This window comes from Rhizobium sp. SVR5-2C, from assembly GCF_056755115.1.
Genome location: NZ_JBNDHT010000021.1, coordinates 15,923 through 42,204, shown reverse-complemented (window position 1 = coordinate 42,204; position 26,282 = coordinate 15,923). Strand labels below are relative to the sequence as shown.

The 26,282-nt window shown below is 59.3% G+C and carries 18 protein-coding genes and 4 pseudogenes; 12 read left to right on the top strand and 10 right to left on the bottom strand.

All coding sequences use genetic code 11. The features are described 5' to 3' along the window. Positions 1 to 13: 13 nt before the first annotated feature. The 5 genes and pseudogenes from ACPYOI_RS08650 (at position 14) to ACPYOI_RS08630 (ending at position 8,476) form a co-directional block, all read left to right on the top strand. Entirely contained in the window at positions 14 to 838 is an 825-nt protein-coding gene (locus ACPYOI_RS08650) for an oxidoreductase (RefSeq protein WP_481418790.1), read from the top strand. Between the two features lie 79 nt (positions 839 to 917). Then, positions 918 to 2,499, top strand: a pseudogene (locus ACPYOI_RS08645) (Na+/H+ antiporter). Positions 2,500 to 3,031: 532 nt separating this feature from the next. Then, the gene (locus tag ACPYOI_RS08640) at positions 3,032 to 3,784 is read left to right on the top strand and encodes an ImuA family protein (protein WP_481418791.1); all 753 of its coding nucleotides are present in this window, start codon (positions 3,032 to 3,034) and stop codon (positions 3,782 to 3,784) included. Further along, positions 3,705 to 5,216: a Y-family DNA polymerase gene (locus ACPYOI_RS08635; protein WP_481418792.1), complete on the top strand. Its 1,512-nt coding sequence runs from the start codon at positions 3,705 to 3,707 to the stop codon at positions 5,214 to 5,216. The genes ACPYOI_RS08640 and ACPYOI_RS08635 overlap by 80 nt, the downstream gene beginning before the upstream one ends. Next, positions 5,213 to 8,476 (top strand): error-prone DNA polymerase, encoded by a 3,264-nt coding sequence (locus ACPYOI_RS08630; RefSeq protein WP_481422792.1) that lies wholly within the window; start codon positions 5,213 to 5,215, stop codon positions 8,474 to 8,476. The genes ACPYOI_RS08635 and ACPYOI_RS08630 overlap by 4 nt, the downstream gene beginning before the upstream one ends. Positions 8,477 to 8,497: 21 nt before the next feature. Here the strand turns inward: ACPYOI_RS08630 and ACPYOI_RS08625 are convergent, their stop codons facing one another. Continuing rightward, complete coding sequence (locus tag ACPYOI_RS08625) at positions 8,498 to 9,136, bottom strand: hypothetical protein (protein WP_481418803.1); 639 nt, start codon at positions 9,134 to 9,136, stop codon at positions 8,498 to 8,500. Between the two features lie 83 nt (positions 9,137 to 9,219). On the opposite strand from ACPYOI_RS08625, the gene ACPYOI_RS08620 reads away from it, so the two are divergent. Further along, a complete protein-coding gene (locus tag ACPYOI_RS08620; RefSeq protein WP_481418794.1) occupies positions 9,220 to 9,432 on the top strand; it encodes a hypothetical protein in 213 nt (70 codons plus the stop codon). Between the two features lie 479 nt (positions 9,433 to 9,911). Here ACPYOI_RS08620 and ACPYOI_RS08615 read toward each other — a convergent pair. From ACPYOI_RS08615 to ku (ACPYOI_RS08605), 3 genes and pseudogenes are all read right to left on the bottom strand, one after another. Next, positions 9,912 to 10,160, bottom strand: a pseudogene (locus ACPYOI_RS08615) (hypothetical protein); the annotation flags it as partial. 4 nt (positions 10,161 to 10,164) lie between these two features. Then, entirely contained in the window at positions 10,165 to 10,977 is an 813-nt protein-coding gene (gene ku, locus ACPYOI_RS08610; protein ID WP_481418795.1) for a non-homologous end joining protein Ku, read from the bottom strand. A gap of 12 nt (positions 10,978 to 10,989) precedes the next feature. Further along, positions 10,990 to 11,907: a non-homologous end joining protein Ku gene (gene ku / locus ACPYOI_RS08605; protein ID WP_481418796.1), complete on the bottom strand. Its 918-nt coding sequence runs from the start codon at positions 11,905 to 11,907 to the stop codon at positions 10,990 to 10,992. A 472-nt stretch (positions 11,908 to 12,379) separates the two neighbouring features. On the opposite strand from ku (ACPYOI_RS08605), the pseudogene ACPYOI_RS08600 reads away from it, so the two are divergent. From ACPYOI_RS08600 to ACPYOI_RS08575, 6 genes and pseudogenes are all read left to right on the top strand, one after another. Continuing rightward, positions 12,380 to 12,548: pseudogene (locus tag ACPYOI_RS08600) on the top strand (DUF3606 domain-containing protein); the annotation flags it as partial. An 835-nt stretch (positions 12,549 to 13,383) separates the two neighbouring features. Continuing rightward, positions 13,384 to 14,055 (top strand): DUF938 domain-containing protein, encoded by a 672-nt coding sequence (locus tag ACPYOI_RS08595; RefSeq protein ID WP_481418797.1) that lies wholly within the window; start codon positions 13,384 to 13,386, stop codon positions 14,053 to 14,055. A gap of 209 nt (positions 14,056 to 14,264) precedes the next feature. After that, positions 14,265 to 15,374: a sulfite oxidase gene (locus ACPYOI_RS08590; protein WP_481418798.1), complete on the top strand. Its 1,110-nt coding sequence runs from the start codon at positions 14,265 to 14,267 to the stop codon at positions 15,372 to 15,374. A 287-nt stretch (positions 15,375 to 15,661) separates the two neighbouring features. Beyond that, positions 15,662 to 16,089, top strand: a pseudogene (locus ACPYOI_RS08585) (class I SAM-dependent methyltransferase); the annotation flags it as partial. 239 nt (positions 16,090 to 16,328) lie between these two features. Further along, a complete protein-coding gene (locus tag ACPYOI_RS08580; RefSeq protein ID WP_481418799.1) occupies positions 16,329 to 17,555 on the top strand; it encodes a metallophosphoesterase family protein in 1,227 nt (408 codons plus the stop codon). 3 nt (positions 17,556 to 17,558) lie between these two features. Beyond that, the gene (locus ACPYOI_RS08575; protein ID WP_481418800.1) at positions 17,559 to 21,017 is read left to right on the top strand and encodes an ATP-binding protein; all 3,459 of its coding nucleotides are present in this window, start codon (positions 17,559 to 17,561) and stop codon (positions 21,015 to 21,017) included. 86 nt (positions 21,018 to 21,103) lie between these two features. Here the strand turns inward: ACPYOI_RS08575 and ACPYOI_RS08570 are convergent, their stop codons facing one another. The 6 genes from ACPYOI_RS08570 to ACPYOI_RS08545 all read right to left on the bottom strand — a co-directional run bounded on the left by ACPYOI_RS08570 (position 21,104) and on the right by ACPYOI_RS08545 (position 26,214). Further along, on the bottom strand, positions 21,104 to 21,655 hold the full coding sequence (locus ACPYOI_RS08570) for a hypothetical protein (RefSeq protein WP_481418801.1): 552 nt from the start codon (positions 21,653 to 21,655) through the stop codon (positions 21,104 to 21,106). 227 nt (positions 21,656 to 21,882) lie between these two features. Further along, on the bottom strand, positions 21,883 to 22,653 hold the full coding sequence (locus ACPYOI_RS08565) for an AAA family ATPase (protein ID WP_481422796.1): 771 nt from the start codon (positions 22,651 to 22,653) through the stop codon (positions 21,883 to 21,885). A 302-nt stretch (positions 22,654 to 22,955) separates the two neighbouring features. Beyond that, a complete protein-coding gene (locus tag ACPYOI_RS08560) occupies positions 22,956 to 23,342 on the bottom strand; it encodes a putative quinol monooxygenase (protein ID WP_481422791.1) in 387 nt (128 codons plus the stop codon). Beyond that, positions 23,339 to 24,418 (bottom strand): Gfo/Idh/MocA family protein, encoded by a 1,080-nt coding sequence (locus ACPYOI_RS08555; protein ID WP_481419230.1) that lies wholly within the window; start codon positions 24,416 to 24,418, stop codon positions 23,339 to 23,341. Before ACPYOI_RS08555 ends, ACPYOI_RS08560 begins: the two co-directional genes overlap by 4 nt. A gap of 2 nt (positions 24,419 to 24,420) precedes the next feature. After that, positions 24,421 to 25,275, bottom strand: a complete 855-nt coding sequence (locus ACPYOI_RS08550) for a fumarylacetoacetate hydrolase family protein (RefSeq protein ID WP_481419231.1) — start codon at positions 25,273 to 25,275, stop codon at positions 24,421 to 24,423. Then, positions 25,276 to 26,214, bottom strand: a complete 939-nt coding sequence (locus ACPYOI_RS08545; protein WP_481419232.1) for a zinc-binding dehydrogenase — start codon at positions 26,212 to 26,214, stop codon at positions 25,276 to 25,278. Positions 26,215 to 26,282 lie beyond the last annotated feature (68 nt).

The following is a 26,282-nucleotide window of genomic DNA, read 5'->3' as shown; positions in this document are numbered from 1 at the left end:
AAAGAAGACCGAGATGAAGACATGGTTCATAACCGGAGCATCGCGCGGGTTCGGCGCCCGCATCGCGCAGCTTGCTCTCGAGCGCGGTGACAACGTGGTTGCGACTGCCCGCAGTGCAGGATCGGTAAGGGAGAAGCTCGGAGAGCGACGCAATCTGCTCGCGGCTGCGCTCGATGTAACGAACGAGGAGCAGGCGCGTGACGCTGCGCGACAGGCAGTCGAGCGCTTCGGCACAATCGACGTGCTCCTCAACAACGCGGGGTTCGGCCTTGTCGGCGCGGTCGAGGAAGCCTCTGCGGAAGAAGTCGAACGGCTCTATCGGACGAACGTCTTCGGCCTGCTGACGGTGACGCGTGCCGTCCTCCCGCAGATGCGGGCGCAGAGGTCGGGTCGCATCCTCAATATTTCCTCGATCGGCGGCTACCGTGCTGCCGCAGGATTCGGTGTCTACTGCTCCACGAAGTTCGCAGTCGAAGGACTATCCGAGGCGCTTCATGCGGAACTGGAACCGCTTGGAATCCATGTGACTGTGATCGAACCCGGCTACTTCCGGACGGACTTCCTCGATCCCAGCTCGTTGTCGTCGAGCGGCAACAGGATCCGCGACTATGATGCAACCGCCGGCGCGGTTCGCGAGCGCGCGTCCTCGCTGAACCGCAACCAGCCCGGAGACCCGGAAAAGTTTGCCCGGCAGGTCGTAGCCTTCGCCGATGTCGCCCAGCCTCCCGTCCGCATGCCATTCGGCAGCGACACTGTCGCCGCAATAGAGGCGAAGCATCTTGGTGATGCCGACATAATCAAGCAGTGGCGAGAGGTATCGGTCTCCACCGACTTCTGAAGAGGATGCATCTCGTCCCCTCTGTTGCGTTTTAGGCGGAGCCGTCCTTTGATGGACAACGTTGGCCGCGGAGAGACATATGGACGGCACCCACCTCTTTGAACTCGTGATCGCGATGTTTCTTACGATCATCGCGCTCCACTATCTCGCCCATCGGCTGGGACTGCCGCCGTCGGTCGCACTGCTTGCGGGCGGTGCCGCGTTGGCCTTCGTCCCCGGGCTGCCAGCGATAACGGTGGATCCGGAGCTTGTGCTCGTGATCTTCCTGCCGCCGCTTCTGTTCGACGGGGCTTGGTCCATCGCCGTCGACAGGCTGAAGCGCCACATGTTCGGCATTGCCTCGCTGGCAGTTGGCGCCGTGCTCTTCACCACCATCGTCGTTGCTGTTGTCGCTCATCTGGTGATGCCTCCGTTGCCTTGGGCTGCCTGTGCGGCTCTGGGAGCCATCGTATCGCCGCCGGATGCGGTGTCCGCCCGAGCGGTCCTCGAGCGGGTTCGCCTGCCGCGACGTCTTCAGATCCTTTTGGAAGGCGAGAGCCTGCTGAATGACGCGAGCGGGTTGGTCCTTTTCCGCTTCGCCGTCGCAGCGGTAGCGACTGGCGCGTTCAGTACTGTCAGTGCAGTTGGGACGTTCCTTGTGCTTGCCGCCGGCGGGGCTGCGCTTGGCTCGTGCTTGGTTTCGCATGGGTCAAGCTCGTCCGGAGATTGCGCGACGACTACCTCATGATTGCTGCGACCACGTTGCTCTGCTGGATCGCCTACCTTTTGGGAGAGCAACTTCATGTGTCCGGTGTGATTGCTACCGTCACGGCGGGTCTGATCGCCTCGTGGCACCAGCATACCGTCATGTCGGCGGGGACGCGAATGCGTGGCACCTCATTCTGGACAGTGCTCGTCTTCCTGATGGAGGCGATGGTGTTCATCCTGATTGACCTATCGCTGCGCGATGTCGTTGAGCGCGGCGGCGGCTTCGGGGTGCTGGTCGAAACCATGGCGTTTCCGGCGCTTGTGATCCTTGTCGCCCTTGTTGCGGCTCGCTTCGTCTGGGTGTTCGGCTCCGATCTGGCGATCAGGTTCGCAAACAGGGTAGGACTCGCTCGATCCGTTCCGATGGGAAGTGGAGCGGCGACGGTGTTGAGCTGGGCGGGCGTCCGCGGTGTGGTCACCCTCGCGCTTGCCTTGAGCCTGCCCGAAGGGTTTCCCGGACGGGATTTCATCCTCGTCATGTCCTTTGCCGTGATCATGGGGACGGTGCTCGTACAGGGCACGACGCTTGGTGCGGTGATTTCCTGGGCTGGCTTGGGCGAGGCGGAAGCCGAGCGCGCACCAATGACGATGAGCCAGGCCGAGGCGGCAATGGCACAAGTCCAATTCACGAAGGTGAGAGATCTCGCTTACGACATCAAGGGGAACCTGATCCATCCCCAACTCCTGAAGAGATACGAGCATCGGGCGACGGCCATTGTGGATTACGCGGAGCGGACGGAGGATTTCATACCGATGCTTCACGCCATTTCGACGTCGTCTTAGAGGCGGTTGCCGTCGGCCGGACGGAACTCATCCGGCTGCATCGTTCGGGACTAATCGATGACGAAACCCTCCGCGAACTGGAGCGTGATCTGGATCTTGAAGAATTGAGTGCGATCTCCGCGAAGGCATAATCCGAAGTTACGATGTCTGCAGGCACGGAAACGTTGTGCCGCACCGATCCCCATCTACATCCACAAGAAGGTCACATACGACTGCTGGCATGCGCCCAAGCCGGGCGAATGTAACGCTTGCCCCGTGCTTCTTCACAAGTTCGGCGCGCGCATAGCTTCGAGCCCTTCCGCAGGCCCGACACTCAACTTCGATGATCGAGCGCGAACCTGATGAAGGGTCGAGGAGAGATCGAGAGGCTTTCTTGGCTTCCCGGGCGACGGTGGCTCCATGACGAAACGGCCGCGTCAATATTCGGGCAACACGGCAAAGGCAATCGTTCAAGGCCAAAAAATTTTTTCAATAAAGCCGGTCGCTTACGAGATTTGGCTACCTCGCTGATCCACCAAAACAATCTTCAGCAAACTAAAATTGTGGGACCATATTCCTATTTTAGGCCGCCTTGACTCTGCTGCCGGGAAGGAACAGGAACATCCGCATTCAAGCGACATGATGTCGTCAGTCTCAACCCGATCTGAACAGGATTCGTGATCGATGTCCGCTGTCCGCGCACACGTCATAGCCGATCTCCGGGAACGCATCAGCTCCATAGAGGGCCAGGCGGCGAGGAAGGTCGGGTGTCTGGAGTTCGGCGTTCCGGAGATCGACGGGGTGCTTCCAGGAGGCGGGCTTCGTCTGGGCGCTCTACATGAGTTCGCCGGAGGTGGCTCCGGTACGGTCGACGGGGCGGCTGCAGCCTTGTTCGCAGCATGGATCGCCGCGAGGACCAAGGGGCCGATCGTCTGGTGTCTGACGCGGCCGGATCTCTTCTTCCCGGCGCTGGCGCAGGTTGGTCTTCATCCCGACAGGGTGATCTTCGTGGAATCGGACAAGGAAGAGGACGCGCTGGCAAACATGGAAGAAGGACTTTCCTTTGGCAGCCTCGGTGCCGTCGTCGGGGAGATCGTCCGGCTGCCGATGACCGCTTCCCGCCGTCTGCAGCTTGCGGCCGAGCGGACAGGCACGATGGCCCTCACGGTCAGGCGGTGGCGGCGGCAGACCGAGGCGAACGACTTCGGGCAGCCGACGGCCTCGACCACGAGATGGCGAGTGAGCGTCCTGCCGTCCGAGGAGCTTCCGGTGCCGGGAATTGGTCGCCCGAGGTGGCTTTTGGAGTTGATGAGATCGCGTGCGGGCGAGTGTGCTGAGTTTGAAATTGGAGCCTGCGATGACAAGGGTCGTATCCATCTATCTGCCGGATCTGGCGACGGATCGAATACGTCGCGCCGATCCGTCTATTCCGGCTGATCAAGCAATAGCCGTGATCGCGAAGTCTGGTTCGAAGCGCTGGGTGTCCGCGGCGGATCCTGCCGCACGAAAGGCCGGCGTGCGCGTCGGGATGCAGGCGGCCAAGGCCCAGGCGCTATTCCGCGGCCTGATGATGGTGGAAGCGGATCCTGCGGCTGATGCTGCCGCACTCGAGAGGATTACACTCTGGGCGCTGACGCAGTATTCGCCCATCGTTGCCATGGACGCGCCCGACGGCATCGTGCTCGACACCGAAGGCGCCGACCATCTTCAGGGTGGCGAACTGCCCATGCTCACGAAGATCTCGAACCAGTTCTTCGCGAAGAAGCTCACGGCGAGAGTGGCCGTGGCAGATACGTGGGGCGCAGCTCATGCCTGCGCGCGAGCGATCAGCCGCGAGACCGTCATCGTGCCCTCAGGCGAAATCGTCCGGGCGGTCGAGAAGCTTCCGATCTCGCTTCTAAGGGTGCCTGAAAAGATCATCGGCGACCTGCGGACGCTGGGCTTCAAATCCATCGGCGAACTGGCCAACACACCACGCGCGCCGCTGACCCTCCGCTTCGGGCCCGAAGTGGGCCGCCGCCTCGATCAGATGTTCGGCCGCACGCCGGAACCAATCGATCCAATCAGAACGCCCGAGTTGATCGAGGTCTCGCGGGCGTTCGCAGAGCCGATCGGCGCCGCCGAGACCATCAACAAGTACGTCGGCCGGCTGATCGTTCAGCTCATCGACAGGCTCCAGAAGGAGGGCCTCGGTGTCCGCAGAGCAGATCTCATTGTCGAGAAGGTCGATGGCACCCGCCAGGCTGTTCGCGCAGGCACCGCAAAACCTGCCCGCGATGTCGCATGGCTCACCAAGCTCTTCCGTGACCAGACCGAGAAAATCGAGCCTGGCTTTGGCATCGAAAAGCTGACGCTCGTTGCGGTCATGTCCGAGCCGCTTGAGGATGTCCAGAAGTCGTCGTCGCTGGTCGAGGACGAAGTAACTGATGTGACGCCGCTGATCGACATCTACCGAAACCGCGGCCACCGCGTCTATCGCGCCGCCCCGGACGCCTCCGATGTTCCCGAGCGTTCCGTAGGTCGTATTGATGCCGCCTCGGAACCTGTGGAGACATCCTGGATCCACCAGTGGCGGCGGCCCGTCCGTCTGCTGGCGCGGCCGGAGCAGATTGATGTGATGGCTCTGATGCCGGACCATCCGCCCGTCTGGATCATGTGGCGTGGCAAGCGCCGAAAGGTGAAGTGTGCTGACGGTCCGGAGCGGATATTCGGGGAGTGGTGGCAGCGCAGCTCGGAATACGAAGCCGTCCGGGACTATTTCGTCATCGAGGACGATGCGGGCGAGCGGCTTTGGATATTCCGCTCCGGCAACGGTGTGGATCCGGAAACGGGATCGCATAGGTGGTTCATGCACGGGATCTTCGCATGAGATACGCGGAACTCCAGGTCACCACCCACTTCAGCTTTCTCCGGGGCGCATCGTCTGCCGGCGATCTGTTCCAGACTGCCAAGGAGCTTGGCGTAGATGCCGTCGGTGTCGTTGACAGGAATTCGCTAGCCGGGATCGTTCGTGCTCTCGAAGCGTCTCGGGCGACAGGTATCAAGCTCGTCGTCGGCTGTCGACTGGACCTTCAGGATGGCATGTCGGTTCTCGTCTATCCAACCGACCGCGCAGCATATTCCCGGCTGACCCGCCTGATCACCTTGGGAAAGTCGAGGGGCGGCAAGAACAACTGCATCCTGCACTGGGACGATGTCGTCTCCTATTCCGAGGGAATGATTGGCATCCTCGTGCCTGACCTCCCTGATGATGTCTGCGCGACGCAGCTTCGGAAGATGGCAGGCCTCTTTGGCGACCGTGCCTATGTCTCGCTGTGCCTGCGACGGCGGCCGAATGATCAGCTCCGGCTGCACGAGCTCTCCAACATGGCCATCCGCTTCAAGGTCAGAACCGTCGTCACCAATGACGTGCTCTTCCACGAACCTGGCAGGCGGCAGCTCCAGGACATCGTCACGTGTATCCGCAACAATACGACGATCGATGAAGTCGGCTTTGAGCGCGAACGGCACGCTGATCGCTACCTCAAGCCGCCGCATGAGATGGAGCGCCTGTTCCCGCGATACCCGGAAGCGTTGGCTCGGACGATGGAAATCGTCCATCGCTGCAGGTTCTCCTTGGAAGAGTTGACCTACCAGTATCCGGAAGAGGCGATCATCCCCGGCAAATCGGCACAGGAGTCGTTGAAACACTACGTCTGGGAATGCGTGCCGCAACGGTATCCGGAAGGTCTGCCGCCCGATGTCCTGAAGACCATCCGTCACGAGCTCGACCTCATCCAGAAGATGAAATATGCGCCTTACTTCCTGACCGTGTTCAGCATCGTCAAGTTCGCCCGCAGCCAGGGCATCCTGTGCCAGGGCAGGGGATCCGCGGCCAACAGTGCCGTCTGCTATGTCCTTGGCATAACGAGCATCGACCCGTCCACCAATGACCTCCTGTTCGAACGCTTCGTCTCGCAGGAGCGGGACGAGCCGCCCGATATCGACGTGGACTTCGAGCACGAGCGCCGGGAGGAGGTGATCCAGTGGATCTACAAAACCTACACCCGGGAGAAGGCAGCCCTGTGTGCGACGGTCACGCGGTACCGTGCACGCGGCGCGATCCGTGATGTCGGCAAGGCGCTCGGCCTTCCCGAGGACGTGATCAAGGCGCTGTCGTCGGGCATGTGGTCGTGGTCGGAGGAGGTCACGGATCGGAACGTCCGCGAACTGAACCTCAACCCTGAAGATCGCCGCCTTGTGCTGACGTTGAAGCTGGCGCAGCAGCTCATGGGCGCGCCGCGTCACCTCGGCCAGCATCCTGGCGGCTTCGTCCTGACCCACGACAGATTGGACGATCTCGTACCCATCGAACCTGCCAGCATGAAGGATCGGCAGATCATCGAATGGGACAAGGACGACGTCGAAGCGCTGAAGTTTATGAAGGTCGATGTGCTGGCCTTGGGGATGCTCACCTGCATGTCGAAGGCTTTCGATCTGATCCGACAGCACAAGGATGACGATCTCGACCTCGCCAAGATAAGGCAGGAGGACAGCGCTACGTATGCAATGATCAGGAAAGCCGACACCCTCGGCACTTTTCAGATCGAGAGCCGCGCCCAGATGGCCATGCTGCCACGCCTGAAGCCGCGGACGTTCTATGACCTGGTCGTTCAGGTGGCCATCGTTCGTCCAGGCCCGATTCAGGGCGACATGGTCCACCCATACCTCAGGAGACGGGAAGGAAAGGAGCCTGTCGAATACCCGACACCGGAGTTGGAGGCCGTACTCGGCAAGACCCTCGGCGTGCCGCTTTTCCAGGAGTCCGCGATGAAGGTCGCAATGGTCTGCGCCGGCTTCACGGGTGGCGAGGCCGACCAGCTCCGCAAGTCGATGGCCACGTTCAAGTTCACAGGCGGGGTCAGCCGCTTCAAGGACAAACTCGTTTCCGGGATGATCAAGAACGGCTACTCGGCCGAGTTCGCGGAGAAGACATTCAGCCAGCTTGAAGGATTCGGATCGTACGGCTTCCCGGAAAGCCATGCAGCGTCGTTCGCCCTGATCGCCTACGCCTCGAACTACGTGAAGTGCCACTTCCCCGATGTCTTCTGCGCCGCGTTGCTGAACTCGCAGCCGATGGGCTTCTATGCGCCCGCGCAGATCGTCGGCGACGCTCGCAACCACGACGTCGAAATCCGTCCGATCTGCATCAACCGCTCTCGCTGGGACTGTACGCTGGAAAGGATCGGCACCACCGATCGTCATGCGGTAAGGCTCGGCATGCGAATGGTGAAGGGTCTGGCAGTCGCTGATGCTGCTCGAATAGTCGCCGCCCGGATGGACCGCGAGTTCGAAAGCGTGGACGACGTATGGCGGCGTTCAAGCGTACCGACGGAAGCCCTCGTGCAGCTCGCCGAGGCCGATGCCTTCCGGCCGTCATTGAAGCTCCACCGCCGAGACGCGCTATGGGCAATCAAGGCTCTCCGTGATGAGCCACTTCCACTGTTCGCGGCCGCCGCCGAACGGGAGTCAAAGGTCAACGCCGAACAACAGGAGCCCGAGGTCGAACTGCGACAGATGACCGAAGGGCATAACGTTGTCGAAGACTACAGCCATGTCGGCCTTACCCTGCGCGAACACCCCATCGCTTTTCTGAGGCGCGATCTGCAGAAGCGGAATATCGTGACCTGCTCCGATGCGATGAGTGCCAGAGATGGCCGATGGCTGATGACCGCAGGTCTGGTTCTTGTCCGTCAAAAGCCAGGATCGGCAAAGGGTGTCATGTTCCTGACGATCGAGGACGAGACCGGACCCGCAAACGTGGTCGTCTGGCCGAGCCTGTTCGAGAAGCGGCGACGTGTCGTGCTGGGGTCGTCCATGATGGCGATCAATGGAAAGATCCAACGTGAAGGCGATGTCGTGCATCTAGTGGCCCAGCAGCTATTCGATCTGAGCGGAGATCTTTCTGGGCTGGCCGACCGCGATATCGACTTCAAGTTACCGACGGGGAGGGGCGACGAGTTCGCGCATGGCTCTCCTTCAAACCCGGATTCGCGGGATCGACCGAAGCCCGTGCCAGAGCCGAGGGATATCTTCGTCAGGGATCTGCACATCGATACTCTGAAGGTGAAAGCACGAAACTTCCACTGAAGCGAAAGCGCCTCGGCAATCCTACCGAAGGAGGCCGTCGCTCCCGAACTCGTCCCATCCGCTCAACCCGGTTGCGGCTTCATCGGCTCGTTCGGTTTGTTTGGCTTTTTTCTTTTTCTGCAGCGAACGCGTCAACTTCGCCTGATACGCGGCCCGCCTACGATTTTCCGCTTTCGCCGCAGCGTCTTCCTCACGCCATTCGTCCACGGCGCCACGGTCGAGCAGATCCTCGACAACTCGGGGGGCGAATACGTGAAAGGTGATCTTCCTTGCGCGACCTTGCAGCCTGACCGTTCGCGTTCCAGCGCTGGGCAGGCGACCGTCTTCGAGCCAGCGCTTCCGCTCAGATGCCGTAATCGTAAGGATATCCTCGATCTCACGAGGAATGACCGGAAGGTTTGCGATGCCGTCCAGCGCGCTGGAAATGGCCGATGCCGTCGCTCTGAATGCTGTCTTCGAACTCTCTGGCATGACGAGGATGAGCCCGCGTGCCTGCATATCCAGCGACTTGCGGACCGGGGATGGTAGCCGGGAGCGGATTTCCTGCAGGATTCCTTTCACTCTGACACCCGATCCGAGGGTCGCAGCCAGGGGAAGCGGCCACTCCCTGATCAACTCGGGATCGTCGCTTTCCTTCTTTTTCGTCCTTGTCTTGGGCATGTCGCAGCAGATGGTGTCGAAGGGGCAGAGCGTCAACGGAACTCCGGGTGATTTTCCACGTTCTCGGAGCGAGGAGGACCCCCATGTCTGTGCCAAACGAGCCAATCGTGCCGCCGCCATCGCCGCCACCTGTCGAAACGCCGCCGCGTGATCCCGACCGGATACCCGATGAGGAGCCGCTTCCCGACCCCGAACCGGACGAGGGCGCCGCTCCGAGCTTGCGCGCTTCCGTCCATTGCCCGACGTGGGGCCTTTTGTGCCTGGGTGTTCGCGTTCAGCCGGAGGAGAGGCATTGACTAAGAATTGGCGCGGCGACCTGCGGCTTAAACTCGAAGATTTCATCGACACGTTCGTAGTCAATGGCGCGAAACAGGTCGACCTACAACGCTATTCAGAAGGAACTCGACTCCCTAAGAGCCGCGTACGACCGCGACCCGGATCCCACTGACGATCCCAGCGACGTGGTCGACGAACCTTCGAACGCCTGACCCGCTTCCCAAGATTGACCACGCATTGGAGTCACGCTGATTCCCTGTTCAGGATCCTCCGGTAATGATTTCTAGTTGAGAATTGTTGCGGACACATTTCTCAGGTAGAATCTCTCATAGGCATTGCTGATGAGCGCTGATATTCGCTGCTCGCAACGCCGCATCGCTGAAATGCTTTTGACCACGGATGTACTGGCACTGGTAAGAAGGCGATGGTGAGGAAGGTCGATGCGGTTTTGCCCCGACCTTTTTTGTTGCCTGAAAGGCTGGGGTTCCAGACAGCGGATCAGCAACGGCTCGTCGTCGTCGAAGTTTCCATTGCTGGCGGCATCGTAAGGATTGATGCTCCGGCCGCCGCCACGCGTGCCATATGCCGTCAACTGGACCATGACTTCCTTCGCACGCTCAATGGCCTCTTCCTCGTTCGCAGCGTGACTGTCCGCAACATTGATCGACACGGCTTCCCCTTCGTCACCGACAAAATCAATGCGCCAGACAGTTCTCTCGTGAGCAACCTTGGTTTCCAACAAGTGCATGTGACTACCCGGCCTTCCTGCCTTTGAGATCGGCTTCGACGCTCTTCCGGAGTGCATCCATAATGTTGACCACATTGGATTTCGGAGCCGCTTCCGCAGCTTTCCCCTTCGCCGCCTTTTTCGGTTTCAACGCCTTTTTCTTCTCGGCGATGAGCTTCAACAGGCTGGTTTGAATAGGATCGCTGACCATGTCCGGCGACCAGTGTGCGGACTTCTGATTGATGAGTTTCTGAACTAGGGGGACGAGATCGGGATCGGCCTCATCCTCGATATCCTCGAAATAGCTCTCTTCCGGCCGAATCTCATCGCCAAACCGGAGCGACCAGAGGATGATGCCTTCGTCACGCGGCTCGAGGATGACCGCGCGCTCGCGGCGCCCCATGACGAGTTTGGAAACACCGACAACCTTATCGGACTTCATCGCGTCCCTGATGACGGCGAAGGCCTCATTGCCAACGGCGTCGTCAGGCATCAGGTAATGCGGCTTCTCGAGGTAGACCCACTCGATGCTATCGGCGGGGACGAACTTCTCGATGTCGATAGTCTTCACCGTATCGAGTGCCACCCGATCAAGGTCGTCATCGGTGAGAATGACGTAGTCGTTCTCACCGCGGGCGTAGCCCTTGGCCTCTGCTCCTTCCTTGAGAGGCTTCCCGGTAACGGAGTCGACATACTGCGAGACTACGCGGTTGCCGGTGTCCTTGTTCAGCGTGTGGAAGCGGACCTTTTCGGATTCCGATGTCGCCGGGGTCATTGCGACGGGGCAGGTGACCAGGGACAGCTTCAGATAGCCTTTCCAGTAATATCGAGGTGCCATTGGTCAATCTCCCTAGCTTGCCTTGCGACGCGGAGCAGCCCCGGAGGAGGCGCCCTTCGAAGCCACTCCGCGCGCGGCGCGGTGTCGACCACCGCCCTTATTCGCGTTTGCGGCGGTGCGTTTCGTGTTGGTATTCTCGGCGGCGTCAGCCTTCAGCAAACCAGCACTCTCACGAAGGGCGGCAAGCAGATCGTTTGGCTTGGAGACCTCGACCTTCTTTGGCTTCGGCAACGACTTGCCTTCGATCTTGGCTTTCACCAGCTCGGCAAGGGCGGCCTCGTAGCGGTCGTCGAACGTGGCGGGATCGAACTCGCCTTTCTTCGTGGAGATGATGTGCTTCGCGAGATCGAGCATTTCACCTTCGATCTTCAGCTTCGGCATCTCCTCGAATGCCTTCTTCGACGAGCGAACCTCGTAGTCGTAGTTCATGGTCGTGGCGATCAAGCCCTTCCCGTGGGGCCGTATCAGGACAGAGCGAACCCGACGGAAGAGGACGGCCCGTGCGATTGCCGCGACATTCGACTTCTTCATACCGTCGCGAAGAGCGACGAACGCATCCCCTCCCATCTTGTCCGGGGTCAAGTAGTAGGGCTTGTCGAAATAGACGTCGTCGACTTCGGAGCAAGGGATGAAGGCCTCGATATCGAGCGTTTTGTTGTTCTCCGGGATCGTCGCCGCCACTTCCTCGGGATCAATGATGATGTACTGGCCACTGTCGATCTCGAAGCCCTTGGTCTGCTTCTCCTTCGGAACAGGATCCTCGGTCTCACTGTCGATGAAGATGCGGCTGACCCGGTTGCCGGATGCCTTGTTGATCGTGTTGAAGGTTATGCGCTCGCTGGTGGACGCTGCCGTATAAAGAGCGACGCCGCAGCTTACCTCGCCAAACTTCAGAAAGCCCTTCCATTGGGCGCGATGTCCCGATGCCATACGCTTGACTCCGAATCACTAGGTGCGATTCAAAGACGTGCGAAGGTGATTCGTTCCGACTCCAAACGAATCATTTTTCAATGGCTTACAGAATCGCCCTCAGAGATTGATTCAGGCTGCATCGAAGGTTCATCCTCCTTGCTCATGCGATTCGTTTCACCCGGATGCGCCAGCCGAGTGGCGACGAATGGATGGCGACACCCTCATCGTCCTCGTCCATTTGAAGCGTCGCGACGATCCAATCCGGCGACATCACTCCGGGCAGCTCATCGGCGTGGATGAGCTCGATTAGGTTCGCGTCCGTCGCTTTCCAGTGTCCATAGATATCGCATTAACTCATTCCTCGGCGAACTGAATATCGCTTTCGGTTGGCGCTTCAAGCAACGCCTCATCGACTTTCACAACCTCCCACGGGAACCACCGGAATCCCCGGGAGTTTTTCCCGCGAGCGTTCATTCTACGGAGATGCACGATGGCAAAGACACAGACATCCCGAGGCCGCGCACAGGATCGGGCCTGCGTTGCCGGAGGCCAGGGATCATGATGTCAAGTAGGAAGCAAAGAAGAAAGGTGTCTCCAGGGATACCGATAAGAAGGCGGTCAAGAGCGCCGGAAACTCGCGGAAGAAGGTGGAAGCGGATCGGCCGCCACTGACCAGCGCGAAGAGGGTGCGTATCAAGGCAGTGCCACCATCTCGGCAATGTCGGACAACGTCCCGAGGTCAATGTTGAATGCTGCCAGTCATCCGGCAGGTAGATGTCTCGGCAGGCGCACCAAAGGACATAATCCGGGCAACGTGTACCAGATCATCTGGCGGCCGGACGCTGAAGAGAAGCATCCTCCGGATCAATCGATCTTCGCAGCCGAAGGTCGGGAGTTCCCGACACGAGCGATCACACGAACGACTTCGACTGGATCTTCAAGGCGCTGAAGAGCCAGTCTGCATTGACCTCCATCAATCCGAAGCTCATCCGCGATCTCGCAGCTCGCACCATGAAACTCATCCGGCACGACATACCTTCGGGATCCGTGCAGGTCGATTACGATGTTCTGGAGGGTGTCGCCGGCGAGCCCATGAAGGAGTGCGCTCCTCAAGAAAGTGCAGGAAGGAAACGAATACGAAGTGGCTCTGCAGTGCTAGGGTAACAAAGACCTGGGTCTTCGCTCATCTTGTCGCCTGACTTTCCAGCCATTGCTAGCCCCTTGTTTCATAGGTTGTGTAGCAGGCTGGTCCTTCTGTCCCGGAAATGGATTTATCGAATTCTAACTATCCTGTTGGAAGTTCGCCGGTCATGCCGATGGCGAGATGTCATTGCTTTCTCGATGGCCGGCGAGGGTAATGCGGAACCATTTGTTGATGGAACGAAGGCTACTCAGCGTCGCCGACGACTCCCTTCGTAAGTCCGAAATCGTTGGTTTCAGTCCCATCATTTCAGCTATAAGGTGGGAGACATCGCCCAAAGGGATTCAAGGCCGATGCCCCCAGAGAAGAATGACCGTTCGCCTGTTGCGCTGGAACAGCGCGACATAAGCGCCGACCAGCGCATGTTCTCACCTTCCGCGGTGCGAAATTCGGCATCGATCCTCGCAGTCCTAAAACGTGTCCTTCCAACATGTGGCGCCGTGCTGGAGATTGGATGCGGGACCGGCGAGCACGCCGTGTGTTTTGCGGGAGCAATGCCCAACCTCACCTGGCAGCCGAGCGATCCGGATGCCGACGCCCGCAGCAGCACGTCTAGCTGGATCAAATTCGCAGGGCTGAAGAATGTGCTGGCACCGCGGGATATTGATGTGTGCTCAGGACAATGGGGCGTCGAACAAACGGGGCATTTTGACGCCATCGTGTCGATCAATATGATCCATATCGCGCCATGGGCAGCAAGCTTAGGATTGTTCGCAGGAGCTGGCCGTTTGCTTCACGCTGGTGGGCTTCTTCTTCTCTACGGCCCATTCATGCGCGACGGGGCACACAATGCCCCCTCGAACGCTGCTTTCGACGCGGCTCTAAAGGCGCGCAACCCATCCTGGGGTGTACGTGATATCGCTGATCTTGAACAAGTGGGTGAGGCCGCTGGACTTAATCTCCGCGAGACGATCGAGATGTCTACCAACAATATGTTGCTGGTCTTCTCCAGCGGTAGTGCCTGAACGACGAGCGGGCGCGAAAAAGACGTGGGCCTATAGCACCATTCGGGCCCTTTGTAGCCGTTCGAGGTCGATCCGAGGAACGTGCGGTATGTGCTAGAATGCGGCCGAAGGCGGAACGCGACAGACGCACTGCGAGGGGTGGTGTGATCGAACCGGAATTCGCGCGACCGAGAGCCGATGTTGTGCTCTTGGAAGGGGAGACGAGGACGATGCCGACACCAGAGCAACCCAGTCTAATAGTTCGACAGAAATCCCCACCGAACATCGAGTTTCCGTTTGCGTCGCTCTCCGATTGGCCGATCCCAACCGAGCTGTTCTTCGTGCGAAACCATTTCCCGTCGCCGGACCTCGATGCACGAGACTGGAGATTGCGCGTTGGCGGGGCGGTGGAGCGGCCGATCGAACTTGACCTCGACAGCATCAAGGCGATGCGGAGCACGACTTTCACCGCCGTCGTCGAGTGCGCAGGAAACGGGCGCGTCTACTATGTCCCGCCCAAGGAGGGGTTGCAGTGGCAGAACGGAGCCGTCGGCAATGCCGCGTGGACAGGTGTTCTTCTGCGCGAGATTTTGGAAATGGCGGGCGTTAAGCGAACCGCACGTGAGGTTCTGCTCGCAGGCGCCGACAGCGGCGTCGTCGACACGAACAAGAAAACGGCTTCTCCCGGCCCCATCGCTTTTGCGCGCAGTTTACCGCTTGAGAAGGCCATCGCTCACAGCACGATCCTTGCCTATTCGATGAACGAGGAGCCGTTGACGCGCGATCACGGCTACCCGCTACGCGCGGTCGTGGGTGGCTGGTTTGGCATGGCTTGGGTCAAGTGGATCACGCATATCACGGTTGTGGAGCAACCGTTCCTTGGCTACTGGCAGGCGCGCGACTATTTCCGTTGGGAGCGCAGCCTCGGGGAACCCAGGCTGGTCCCCCTTGCGGAGATGGAGGTCAAAGCGCAGATCGCGCGTCCCGTGCAGGGGGCGCACCTCATCGCCGGCCAACCTTATCGGATTTTCGGAGCCGCGTGGAGCGGAGAGGCTGTCATCCGGCAGGTGCAGGTCTGCACCGGAGATGGCAGGGGCTGGCGCGAGGGAAGGCTCCTCGAAACAGAATGTCCCTTTGCATGGCGCTTATGGGAGTACATGTGGACCCCTGAAGAAGTGGGGCGATATATACTGCGATGTCGCGCGATCGATGGGGCGGGGTGCGTGCAGCCCGACCTCCCGCGTTCCGACTGCGAGAGCTACGCGGCCAATTGGATCGTTCCGGTGGAGGTTACGGTCGTTCCCGAGCCACAGACGTACGAGGAGGAATTCGTGATCTAATCACCCGCAGGGGGCGGAATGGCGGCTTTCTGGCGCAACTGCGACCCGCGTTGTGACTGCGTCATGTCCGCTTTGCAGCAACAGCGACCTGTGGCTTGATGACCATTATAAAGGCGCGCATTGCCGCCCGGCAGCATCGGCAATCGGTCAGTGGTGTCTTTGATCCCATTTCTGCTAGAGCTGGGAAGCAAATCGCCCGCGATGTCACCAACTGCCGAAGTTCGAAAGGCGCAACGGGCTGATGGGCCTCTCGCTCATCGAGCCTCTTGTCTTGAAGGGGGAGCGCGATTAGCGTCCGGCGCACCGACATTGCGAAGAGTTTCGTCAAACTGCTTCGCGAGAGTGGCTTCGAGGCCGACCTGTTGGACGCTGACCGAAGACCTGGCCGACCCGCAGCGTCCTGGCACGCCGTACGACGGGATCTGGGCCTGTGCCTGCCTGATTCACGTCGCGCGATGATTTCGGTACGGTGCTTGGACGGCTTGCCGAGGCGACCCGGACTGGTGGCCGACTGCACGCCTCGGTTAGAGAGGGCGACGGCGAGGATGTGTCCACACACGGCAGTGCTGCAGCGCCGCGCCACTACGTCGAGACGTACTGGCGTGAGCCTGCCCTGCGGTCCGAACTCACAGACGCCGGCTGGATCGTCAGCGAGGTACGTCGGTGCGTCGGAAAGCCCCATGATTGGTGGTTGAGCGTTTGGGACACAGGGTGACACTGGGAGCCTTCGGTCGCGCGAGTCCGGTAAGCCGAGAATACAGTTGCGTCAGAGCTGGACCGATTGGAGATTTAGCTTTCGCGAATGGCTATGCGAGGATCGTGGTCTGCAACGACTGCTAGATCGCGTTTCGTGTTGAATACGGTCTCGAAACCAGTGGACAACGGCTGTATCTGGGTACCCGCGGAAAATGAGCGCGTTAGAGTGGAGCATTAAGCACCCACCGAAGAAGAGTCGTGACCTCGTTCAGATTCATTCACGCCGCTGATCTCCACCTAGGGAGCCCTTTCCGAGGCCTATCGGTAAAGGATGAGCAGCTCGCCGCGCTATTTTCGCGAGCGACCAGGCAGGCAGTAACGCTGCTGGTCAGCCGTGCGGTCGAACTCGCCGTCGACTTCGTCGTCATTGCGGGAGACATCTATGACGGGGACTGGAAGGACAACAAGGTCGGTCTTTTCTTCAATTGTGAAATGGGCCGGCTACAGCGGGCGGGGATCCCAGTCTACCTGATACGAGGAAACCACGATGCTGCGAGCGTGATCACCAAGACGATCACGCTGCCGGACAATGTGCACGAATTCGCAACGAGCAAGCCCTCCACTTTCCTCTTCGAGGAAAAGAAGGTCGCGCTTCATGGACAGGGTTTTACGGACCGGGCGGCATACGAGAATCTAGCCCTCGGCTATCCTTCGGCAATTGCAGGCTGGTTCAACATAGGGGTTCTGCACACCTCGATGACCGGGCGAGAGGGGCATGAGGCCTATGCTCCGTGCTCGGTCGACGATTTGCGATCCCGCGCTTACGAGTATTGGGCGCTTGGCCATGTCCACGAATTTGAGATAGTCGCATCCGATCCGTTGGTTGTCTTCCCAGGTAATCTCCAGGGTCGAAGCATCCGTGAGCAAGGCGCAAAAGGTGCAGTAGTTGTGACTGTCGATCATGGTGTCGCAACCGTCGACCGTCTTGTCGTGGACAGCGCCCGATTCATCTCAATCGGCATCGACGTTAGCGAAAGCGATCTCGATGTCGATGTATTGAAGCGGATTGAGGAAGAAACCGCCCGCTTGTCTGCGCAGTTCGACGGCAAGCCAGTCGCGGCACGCATCCGGATTTCCGGAGCCTGTGCGTTCTATGACGATTTGGCGCGTGATCGAGCGCAGTGGCAGGATGAGGTGCTCGCGGCCTGCCAGCGGGCGTACAGTGACATCTGGATCGAGAAACTTGAGCTGCGGCTCTCCTCCTCGGTGGCCGTCGCGGAAAACGCCTTCGCAGGGATTGAGCTTCTCAGAGCTTTAGGGGCTCATGAGGATGACGCCATCCATGTCGATGAGATCTTGATGGAAATCTTGCCGAAGATGCCAGGAGGCCTCGCCACCAACGATAGCCCCCTTGGCGCTTCAAATTTGGAACTGCTGAAAGAGGCGCGTGAACTGCTTCTGGCACGAATGACCGCTGCGGGCTGAACCATGCGCTTCGATCGGCTTGATCTTCTCCGATACGGCTCACTTTCGAACCGATCCATTCCTTTTCGGCCGGATGCCAAGTTGCATATCGTTTACGGGCCGAATGAGGCGGGCAAGTCCACTATGCTCCGTGCCCTATCTGACCTCCTGTTCGGCTTTCAGAACGAACTTGCCGGATTGCACAAGTTCGAGCCATCCATCCTCAGGGTCGGCGCGAGCCTGACGCGTCGAGACGGAGCATCGATCGATTTCCGGCGCCGGAAAGGCCGCAAGACAACATTGGTCTCCAATTCGGAACAAGAGGCGCCTCTTGCCGACGATATTCTCTCACCCTTCATCGGCGCGATGAGCCGGACCGTCTTTGAAAAGGCCTTTGGAATGGATTCGGCCAGGCTCCGCCAAGGGGGAGAGGAGATGGCGACGGGCGATGGCGAGATCGGCCGCCTCCTGTTCTCGGCCGCGTCCGGACTGACTGGGCTCACTCAGTTGCGCAAGAGCTTGGACAGTGAGGCTGACGCGATTTTCTCTCAGCGGAAATCGAAGGATCGGGCCTTCTATCAGGCGCTCGACCGTCACGAGGCTGCGCGGCAGTCCGAGAAAGTTCATGAGCTCCGTTCTCCCGACTGGAAGCGCCTTTCTAATGAAATCCACGAGGTTGAGCGCCAGTTGGAAGAGCTTGGTCACGCGCGTTTACGAACGAAAACTCGTCTTGATCTTCTACAGAACCTACGCACGCTCGAACCGCTCCTGACTGATGTCGATGTAGAGTTGGCCGGACTGGCGGAATTTGACGAGATCGCCGCAGTTCCGAAGGAAACCGAGCAGCAGCTTGAAAAACAATTGGCACGTCTCCACGAACTCGCCACACGAGAAGCTGCCTCCCTCGAGACGAGCGAGCGCATTCGGGACGAGTTTGAGGCACTGCAGCTCGACCCTGCTGTTTTGAAGCAGCGAGACTTGATTCACGAACTTCTCACGGAAAAAGTGGCGTATTCTCAAGCGAAAGCCGATTTCTCCAGGGTCAGGGCAGAGGTGGCGGATTTCGATCTCGAGCTTGCTGGTCTCGGTCGCAGGGCAGGTCAGAGGGGTTCTGTTGAAACACTCATCCAGACGCAGCCAGCCGATGCTCAAATCAATCGTCTCAATAGTCTTATCCGTGATGGAAACGAGCTGAAACGCGCCGAGACGACCCTACGGCAGCGCTTAGAAGACCAGACTTCGGAATTCAGCCGTATGCAACGAACCGAGAGCGGTGGTACGCTTCAAGATGTCGGGCATCTGCCGGAGCGCCTTGGTGCCCTCCAGCCAGATATCCGATCGATCGACCGGATTGAGGAGATCGACACTGCGCTAGCAAGGGCACGGCAGGATATTGGCGAAGCGATGGCTCGCCTGGCTCCTCCGGTTGAGGATATCGAAGCTCTTCTAAAGCTTCCGCTTCCGGACGAAGTTGAATTGGAGAAACACCGCCCCAATCTTGTAGCAGCTTCCGACCGTGTGAAACGTGCCCAGGAAAAGCAGGCAGAGCGCCGCTTGGAGCGTGAGGACGTAACACAGCTTATTTCGGACCTCGAAGATGATCGGCACCTTATTACCCGCTCGATGATCGAAGAGGCGAGGGCGGCTCGCGATGCGGCCATTGTCGGATTTCAATCCGGCAAGCTATGGGACGATGTGTTGCCAACGCTTGTTAGCGAGGCGGACAAGCTATCGGACGGTGCACTGTCGCAAGCTGAGCGAACCGCCCGCCACTCGGAACTGACGCTGAGGTTGGCTCGACTTGATAGTGCCATCGGGGCCGGGGAGCTTGAACTCGAGGCCGCGCGGGATCACGAGGACAGTGTACAGGCCGCGTTTTCGCGTCTTTTCGACCATGCGGGAGTTCCTGTTCTCGATATTGATCAGATGGGCAAATGGCTACGCAGCATCGATGCCATTGTTAAGCGGCGCGAGAGCGTCCGAGACCTGGAGGATCAGCTTCGCATTCTGCAAAGCCGGAAGGTCCAGGTCACATCTGAACTAGCGAACATTGCAACCGCCCTCGGGCTTGAAGCGACACTTGCCGGTCCGCTCTCGTCTAATGTCAGGCTTGTGGAGGCAAAGCTGGCCGAACAGGCGAAGGCATGGGATGAGAGGCGCATGGAGCGCGCCCGTCAAGAGGCGCTGGAAAGCGACATAGCCGACGGTGAGCGCAAGATCGCTGCCTTGGCTATAAGAGTTGATGAGTGGCAATCCCACTTCGCCGAGACCTGCGTTGCTTTCGGGCTCGATAATGCTCCGACCCTCGAGATGGCAGAGGCAGCAATTCAAGTCTGGAAAGAGATCCCACGCTGCTATGCCGAAAGGCAGAACAGACAGCGTCGCGTGGACGGCATGACACGCAACATCGATCAGTTCGAGGACAAGCTGTCGACAATATGCAAATCGATCGGCGACGATCTTTCCAGACTGGCTCCGATGCTCGCTGTCGATATCGTGCACAAACGAATGACCGACGCACAATCTGCCGAGGATCATAACCGCCATCTCGCCACGAGCCGAGACCGAGTTTCCGCCGAACTTCAACAGATAGCCGAGGAACGCCAGTCGATCAGTCAGGCTGTCGCTGTTCAGTTGGATCGCCTGAATGTTCAGATGGACGGCAGGACACTTCTCGAGCGTCTCGGAAGGCGTCGTGCCGTGGTCGAGAAGCTCGACGACAGTCGGCGGAGGCTGTCGCTGCATTCCAGGGGCATCAGCGAAGAAGACATCCGGGTGAAACTGGACGACTTCGATCGCGTCGCTGCCGATTTGGAGATCGAGGCGCTGGCAGCCGAGGATTCTCAACAGTTCGACATGTTCGGCAAGCTCAAGGGAAGACTCGCTGAATTGGCATCGACAAAAGAAGCGCTCGAGACCGGAATGAGCGCGGAGCAGGCTGCTTTCGACAAGGCCTCTGCGGAACAAGAGACACAGGATCTGGCCCGTCAGTGGGCGGTTCTGAGGCTCGCCTCAAAACTGCTATCGACCTCTATGGAACGTTATAGAGAGTCACAGGCAGATCCGCTGCTCGCGCGGGCAAGTGAGTACTTCGCCACCTTGACGAACGGCTCCTTCATTCGCTTGGTGCAGGAATTCGACGATCAGGATGCGATAAGGCTCAAGGCAGAACGAGCCGACGGTGAGCAGCTCCCGACGAAGGCGCTCAGCGAAGGTTCCGCAGATCAGCTTTACCTCGCCTTCCGTCTGGCGTTCATCGAGGACTTCTGCAGCCGCAACGAGCCACTGCCTTTCATAACGGACGATGTATTTCAGTCGTTCGACGACGAGCGAAAGGCTTCCGGATTGAAAACTCTGGCGTCCGGAGGGCGGGCGTTCCAACCGATCTTGTTTACACACGAGGGCAAGATCATTGAAATCGCATCCGAGCTCCTGGGAGATGACGTCGATATTATCAGGTTCGAACGCCTCGCTGGCGCCTGAAGCCATTGACTGGTGCTAGCGCGATCTTGCTGTGCGCCCTTAATACCGCAAGTCCGACATCGAGCAGGTCCCGACGTCGGCGAAGATTATCCGACCTCCCACTTCTTCAAATACTCCCTCGCGTGGTCCTCCAGCCTTTTTAGATGGAGTTGCGCGCGCGTTACCGCTGAATCGATGCGTTGCAAATCTCGCCCAGTCACCGACAGCCCGGCAGTAGTCTTGGCCGCATTTTTCGTTATCTCCTCAACACGTGCCAACGCCTTTCTGGCGCTACGCAGATAGGTGGCGCCAACAAATCTGACCGCTTCAAATTCGTCGAGATCTGCTTCCGCAAAATTCTCAATCAGCTTGATCACCATTTTCGCTGTTTCAGGAGAGAGGATCGTCGGGTTCCCCGCTGCACCAGCGGTAGCGTTCATTTTTGACAAGTTTGCCTTGATCCTGTCGATACGACGCCTTTCGTTCCCGCATCGGCGTGTCATTCGCTTCGCAAGCGTCAGGTTCTTTTCAAGCGTCATCGCGACGGTTTGGCGATGGAAGCGATCAGCGTCTTTCACCTGCTTGGCAAGGAAACGAATTGTCGGGATTGCAATTGCGACAGCAGCCCAGCCGCTCAGTGCTGAGATCCACTCCCTCACACAGTGTTCTTCCGGCTGCGCCCAAGGAAGCAAGGAAGCCAAGACGGGACAGATGGAGCACACCAAGAAGGCTGCCCTCCGGTATTCCATATCACGAAAACGACGGCGGCCGTCACTAGCCCGAAAGCAAACCCTCGCCGAAAGCGATGCTGCGAAACTGCGCCATTCATTTCAGGTGATCCCGATCGATCTTCTTGGTCCGGACAATTCTGCTGAAATCTTGAAGCCTACTCCAAGAGCGCCTTGACGGGACTTTCGAGCTTTTCCCTTGTTGCGGCCAGCAGCTTCTTTTTCGCCTTATAAGAGGCGCAGAATTCTTCGAGCAGCTTGAGATCGTCGGTCATGTCGTTCGGCCTTGGTGCCGGTAGGTCCCGTCCATACGACATGTCATGACCTGAGCGCTCCGAGACCTGCTTCATTGCATGGTAGATCGTCTTATAATCGTTGTCGTCGACCCCTACTTCCTTAAGCCGCTGCGTCATCACATCGGGAACAAAGCGGACAACCGTCTTGTTGAGGACAAGCTCCTCGACGGCACGTTCCCAAGTTTCTCGCAGATCCGAGTAGGAGTCTTTGACCAGCCTGCGATAGCTGTCGGTATCGTGCTCAGTCAAAGCTGCATTCGCCTTGGCGCGTTGTCTGAGGTCGGCGATGCGAACGTTGAGGTCGGCGATCCAAGGCTCCCTGTCTTCCTCGATGACGCCAAACCCGGCAGTGTCTGTCTTTCGAATGACCGTTTTCACAAGTGGTGCTCGTTCGCCGACCCTGGCCGCCTCGGAGACGATCTCGTTGAAGAACACGATGTTGTGCGTGAAGATGACTACCTGCCGACCCTTCGCGGCTTCGGCGACCAATCGCCTGGCAACCCGACGCATGCGTATGTGATCGAGAGACGACACAGGATCGTCAATGATCATTCCGTAGTTCTCGCGGTCGTCCCCGATTTCGGCGAGGAAGCATGCTAGCGCAAGCGCTCGCTGTTCGCCTTCCGATAGGATTTGATTATTCTTGACGTGCTTGACGCCCTTGAGGCCGATCGAGAACAGGTTCTGACCGCACGATATTTAATCTGTCCATCATCGCGAACTGCGAGCAATTGCCATGCAAATTGGAGTGCGATCGCGCGCATTGAAGCCGCCTGAGGCAATGCCATCCTCCATGATTCTGGCCGGGACACATTAATTTAACAGTGCCCTCGAACCACCTCGATGCCCGCAAAGCAGATGGTCCGCAGGTTGCCGTCTTCGAGGATCGCGGTCGTTTCCGGCGTCCAGCGATCGGCTCGTCCGTCCGATCGCGGTCACTGACGTCGTCGCTCATATTCGTTCCTTATGTTTTCCTGCACAGTGTAAGCAAAGACGGTCTTTCTGGTCACCAGGTCGCGAGAGCGCTTGTCGAATTGGCGGAAGTGGTCCGAAGCAAGATGCAGGTCAAAGGCGGCCCGATCCTTGTAGATCTCATACAGAAAGACATGCGTTGGATCGGTTGCATCCGCCGGCGTCAACACATCGAAGCGCAGGCAATCCGGCTCGAGTTCGACGGAAATCGCCGCATTCTCACTAACCAGCTGATGGAATTCGGGAAAGGCGCCCTCGATGAGTTCGAACGTTACGGTGATCGCGAAGGGGGCGGCACCACCCCTTTGCCTCCATCGTCCTTGCGCCTTTTGCCGACCCGTTGTCGTCATTGCACCCTCCCGTCTGTCGGGAGGGCGCTGGCGCTTCCCTTCCACTGGGCGGGAACGATTGCCCGATATTCGGCGGCCGCACGATAGGCCGCGTCCACAAGGGCGTAGGTCTTGAGATTGTCCTCGCCCGATGTTTCGGCGGGGACCTGGCGCTGCAGACAATCGAGAAAATGGCGACAGGCCATGAAACAGCCTTCCTGCGAAACATGCCAGGGGTGGCTTGTCCACGGTCGCAAAACTGAGCCGATATCCTGCTCGGTGACTTTGCCGTGGCTTGTAATCCGCATCGACAATCCGCTGCGAACGACAATCGACCCGGCCTCTCCCTCGATTTCCAGCAATGTTTCCGGGAATGGGTCGGGATCGCGCCGCGCTTCATAGGTGCATTCGACCACGCTGACCGCGCCGCCGCGATGGTGCAGGAGCATCGTCGCCGTATCCTCGGCCCGCGCCTTGGGACTGCGGCGCTGGGTTTCGCAGGACATGCGCTCGACCTCGCCCATAAAGAAGCGTGCGACGTCAAGTACGTGGATGCCGACATCGGCGATCGCCAGCCGTTCGTCGTCATAGAGGTAGGGCTGCGTGCGATAGACGTCGAAGCCCGTTCGAAATGTTATGCGTGCCCAGCTCGGCGTGCCGATGGCGCCTCCGTCGATCACCCGCTTGACATGACGCATCGGTGTCTGGAAGCGAAAATTTTCATGAACCGCGAGCCACACACCGGCTTTCTGTGCTGCCTCGACGATGGCCACGCAGTCGTCCCAGCTCGGAGCGAAAGGCTTCTGCACGATGGTGGCGACGCCTTTCTCTATTGCCAGTTCGCAGAGCGCACGATGCGTGTCGTGGCGGGTAACGATGTCGACCGCGTCAAGCCGTTCGGTCGCAAGCAATGCCGCGGCATCGGTGTAGGAGGGAGCGCCGAATTCGCGGCCGGCCGCTTCGGCTTTGCCGACGTCGACATCACAGACCGCGGCAAGCACGGCTCCATCAGCCGAGAGGTCCTTCCACGCATTCAGATGGTTTTGCGCGTAAAAACCGCAGCCGATCACACCGATCCGGATCGCCCTCTTCGTCATCTCTATCTCGCAACGATCGGTGTTCTGAGGATGCCGATCCCATCGGCTTCGATCTCGACGACATCGCCGGCCTTCATGAAGATCGGGGGTTTCTGAAAGATGCCGACGCCAGCAGGCGTTCCCGTCGATACGATGTCGCCGGGTTCGAGCGGGATATATTGCGACAGGAAGGAAATCAGCCTCGGCAGTGAAAACAGCCAGTCTGAAGTGCTGCCGTCCTGCAGCGTCTTGCCGTTCAGCCGTGTCTTCAGCGCGACATTGTCGGGATGCGGCATCGCGTCTGAGGTTACGATGCACGGACCGATCGGCGAGAAGCCGGGAAAGTTCTTGCCGATGGTGATCTGATTGTCCTTGAATTGCACGTCGCGTGCCGAAATGTCGTTGAGCAGCGTGTAGCCGAAGATCGCCGGCACCACGTCGGCTTCCGTGGCCCTATGCAGTCTGCTGCCGATGACGGCGGAGAACTCCACCTCGTAATCCATCTGCTCGGTTCTATCGGGCTTTTCCACCGGCACGTCGGGTCCGACCACCGAAGTCGGCAGCTTGGCGAAGAAAAACGGTTCGGTCGGCATTTTCGCGTTGGGGTTTTCCTCGGCGTGGCCTTTGTAGTTGATGCCGGAACATAACACCTTGCCCGGACGGATCGGCGCTTCCAGCGTTACGTCGACCAGCGCGTAGCGCGGCGCCTTGGCAACACCGCTGCGGACATGATCCAGCATCTGCTTGCCGCCGAGCACGATCTCCATCACATTGCCGGCGATACCTGCTTCCGTCAGGCAAGCGACGTGATCGCCGTCGAGCACGCCGGCGTGATGAACATGGCCTCCCTCGCGATGGGAGAAGGTAACGAGCTTCATCTAGTCCTCCGGAATGAATACGGCCTTGTGGAAGGCCATTGGATTTGTTGCGAGTTTCTGGAAGACCTCGGGTGCCTCGCCAAGTGCGAAGGAACTTGCGATCTTCGGGTAGTGGATCTTGCCGGAAGCCAGCAGAGCCAGTGCCTCGGGAAAACAGTCAACCGATGCACGCGAGCCATGGATCGTCACTTCCTTGCGGGTGAAATCGAGGCCGGGGAAGGTGATCCCCTGACCCTTCTTGACCAGGCCGAGGATCACGATGCGTCCGCCGGCGGCGACCAGATCGATGGTTTCTTCCATCGCCGGCGCGGCGCCGGTCGCTTCCAGGACCACCGGCATGCCTTCGCCATTGGTGATTTCGCGCACGCGTTCAAGAAGACCAGCTCCACCGGCGATGGGTATCGCGCCGAGGTCTGCGGCAGTCGACAGGCGCTCTGCGGAGAGATCCGTCGCGTAGACCTTCGCGCCTAAGGCGCGGGCCACTTCGACGATCGCCAGGCCGATCGGCCCGACGCCGAGCACCAGCACGGTATCTTCTGAAGTAACCATGCCGCGGCGGCAGCCCTGCACGCCGATGGCGACCGGCTCGGCGAAGGCTGCCTCGAGATCGGTGAGGCTGTTCGGCACAAGATTCAGATTCTGAACCGGCGCCGTCACGAAATCAGCAAAGCCCCCTTCGCGATGGACGCCGACAATAGTCAGGTTGGCGCAGCAGTTGCGTTTGCCAATCCGACACGGATAGCAATGTCCGCAGCCGATGAACGGATCGACAACCACGCGTGTGCCGATCGCCGGGCCGGCGGTGCCTGCTCCATAGGCTTCGACGATGCCGGCAATCTCATGACAGCCGATCCTCGGATAGGTCACGTAGGGGTTCTTGCCGGTGTAGATGTAAAGGTCGCCGGCGCAAAGGCCGGCGGCCTTTACCCGGACTCGCATCTCCCCCGCTTGCGGCTCCGGCTTCGGTGCCTCAGCCACGCGGATCGAAAAAGGGGCGTCAAAGATTG

Excerpts from the sequence above, each read along its gene's own strand:
- ACPYOI_RS08650 (WP_481418790.1), top strand. The coding sequence starts at position 14 with ATGAAGACATGGTTCATAACCGGAGCATCGCGCGGGTTCGGCGCCCGC.
- ACPYOI_RS08640 (WP_481418791.1), top strand. The coding sequence starts at position 3,032 with ATGTCCGCTGTCCGCGCACACGTCATAGCCGATCTCCGGGAACGCATC.
- ACPYOI_RS08635 (WP_481418792.1), top strand. The coding sequence starts at position 3,705 with ATGACAAGGGTCGTATCCATCTATCTGCCGGATCTGGCGACGGATCGA.
- ACPYOI_RS08630 (WP_481422792.1), top strand. The coding sequence starts at position 5,213 with ATGAGATACGCGGAACTCCAGGTCACCACCCACTTCAGCTTTCTCCGG.
- ACPYOI_RS08625 (WP_481418803.1), bottom strand. The coding sequence starts at position 9,136 with ATGCCCAAGACAAGGACGAAAAAGAAGGAAAGCGACGATCCCGAGTTG.
- ACPYOI_RS08620 (WP_481418794.1), top strand. The coding sequence starts at position 9,220 with ATGTCTGTGCCAAACGAGCCAATCGTGCCGCCGCCATCGCCGCCACCT.
- ku (WP_481418795.1), bottom strand. The coding sequence starts at position 10,977 with ATGGCACCTCGATATTACTGGAAAGGCTATCTGAAGCTGTCCCTGGTC.
- ku (WP_481418796.1), bottom strand. The coding sequence starts at position 11,907 with ATGGCATCGGGACATCGCGCCCAATGGAAGGGCTTTCTGAAGTTTGGC.
- ACPYOI_RS08595 (WP_481418797.1), top strand. The coding sequence starts at position 13,384 with ATGCCCCCAGAGAAGAATGACCGTTCGCCTGTTGCGCTGGAACAGCGC.
- ACPYOI_RS08590 (WP_481418798.1), top strand. The coding sequence starts at position 14,265 with ATGCCGACACCAGAGCAACCCAGTCTAATAGTTCGACAGAAATCCCCA.
- ACPYOI_RS08575 (WP_481418800.1), top strand. The coding sequence starts at position 17,559 with ATGCGCTTCGATCGGCTTGATCTTCTCCGATACGGCTCACTTTCGAAC.
- ACPYOI_RS08560 (WP_481422791.1), bottom strand. The coding sequence starts at position 23,342 with ATGACGACAACGGGTCGGCAAAAGGCGCAAGGACGATGGAGGCAAAGG.
- ACPYOI_RS08555 (WP_481419230.1), bottom strand. The coding sequence starts at position 24,418 with ATGACGAAGAGGGCGATCCGGATCGGTGTGATCGGCTGCGGTTTTTAC.
- ACPYOI_RS08550 (WP_481419231.1), bottom strand. The coding sequence starts at position 25,275 with ATGAAGCTCGTTACCTTCTCCCATCGCGAGGGAGGCCATGTTCATCAC.
- ACPYOI_RS08545 (WP_481419232.1), bottom strand. The coding sequence starts at position 26,214 with ATGCGAGTCCGGGTAAAGGCCGCCGGCCTTTGCGCCGGCGACCTTTAC.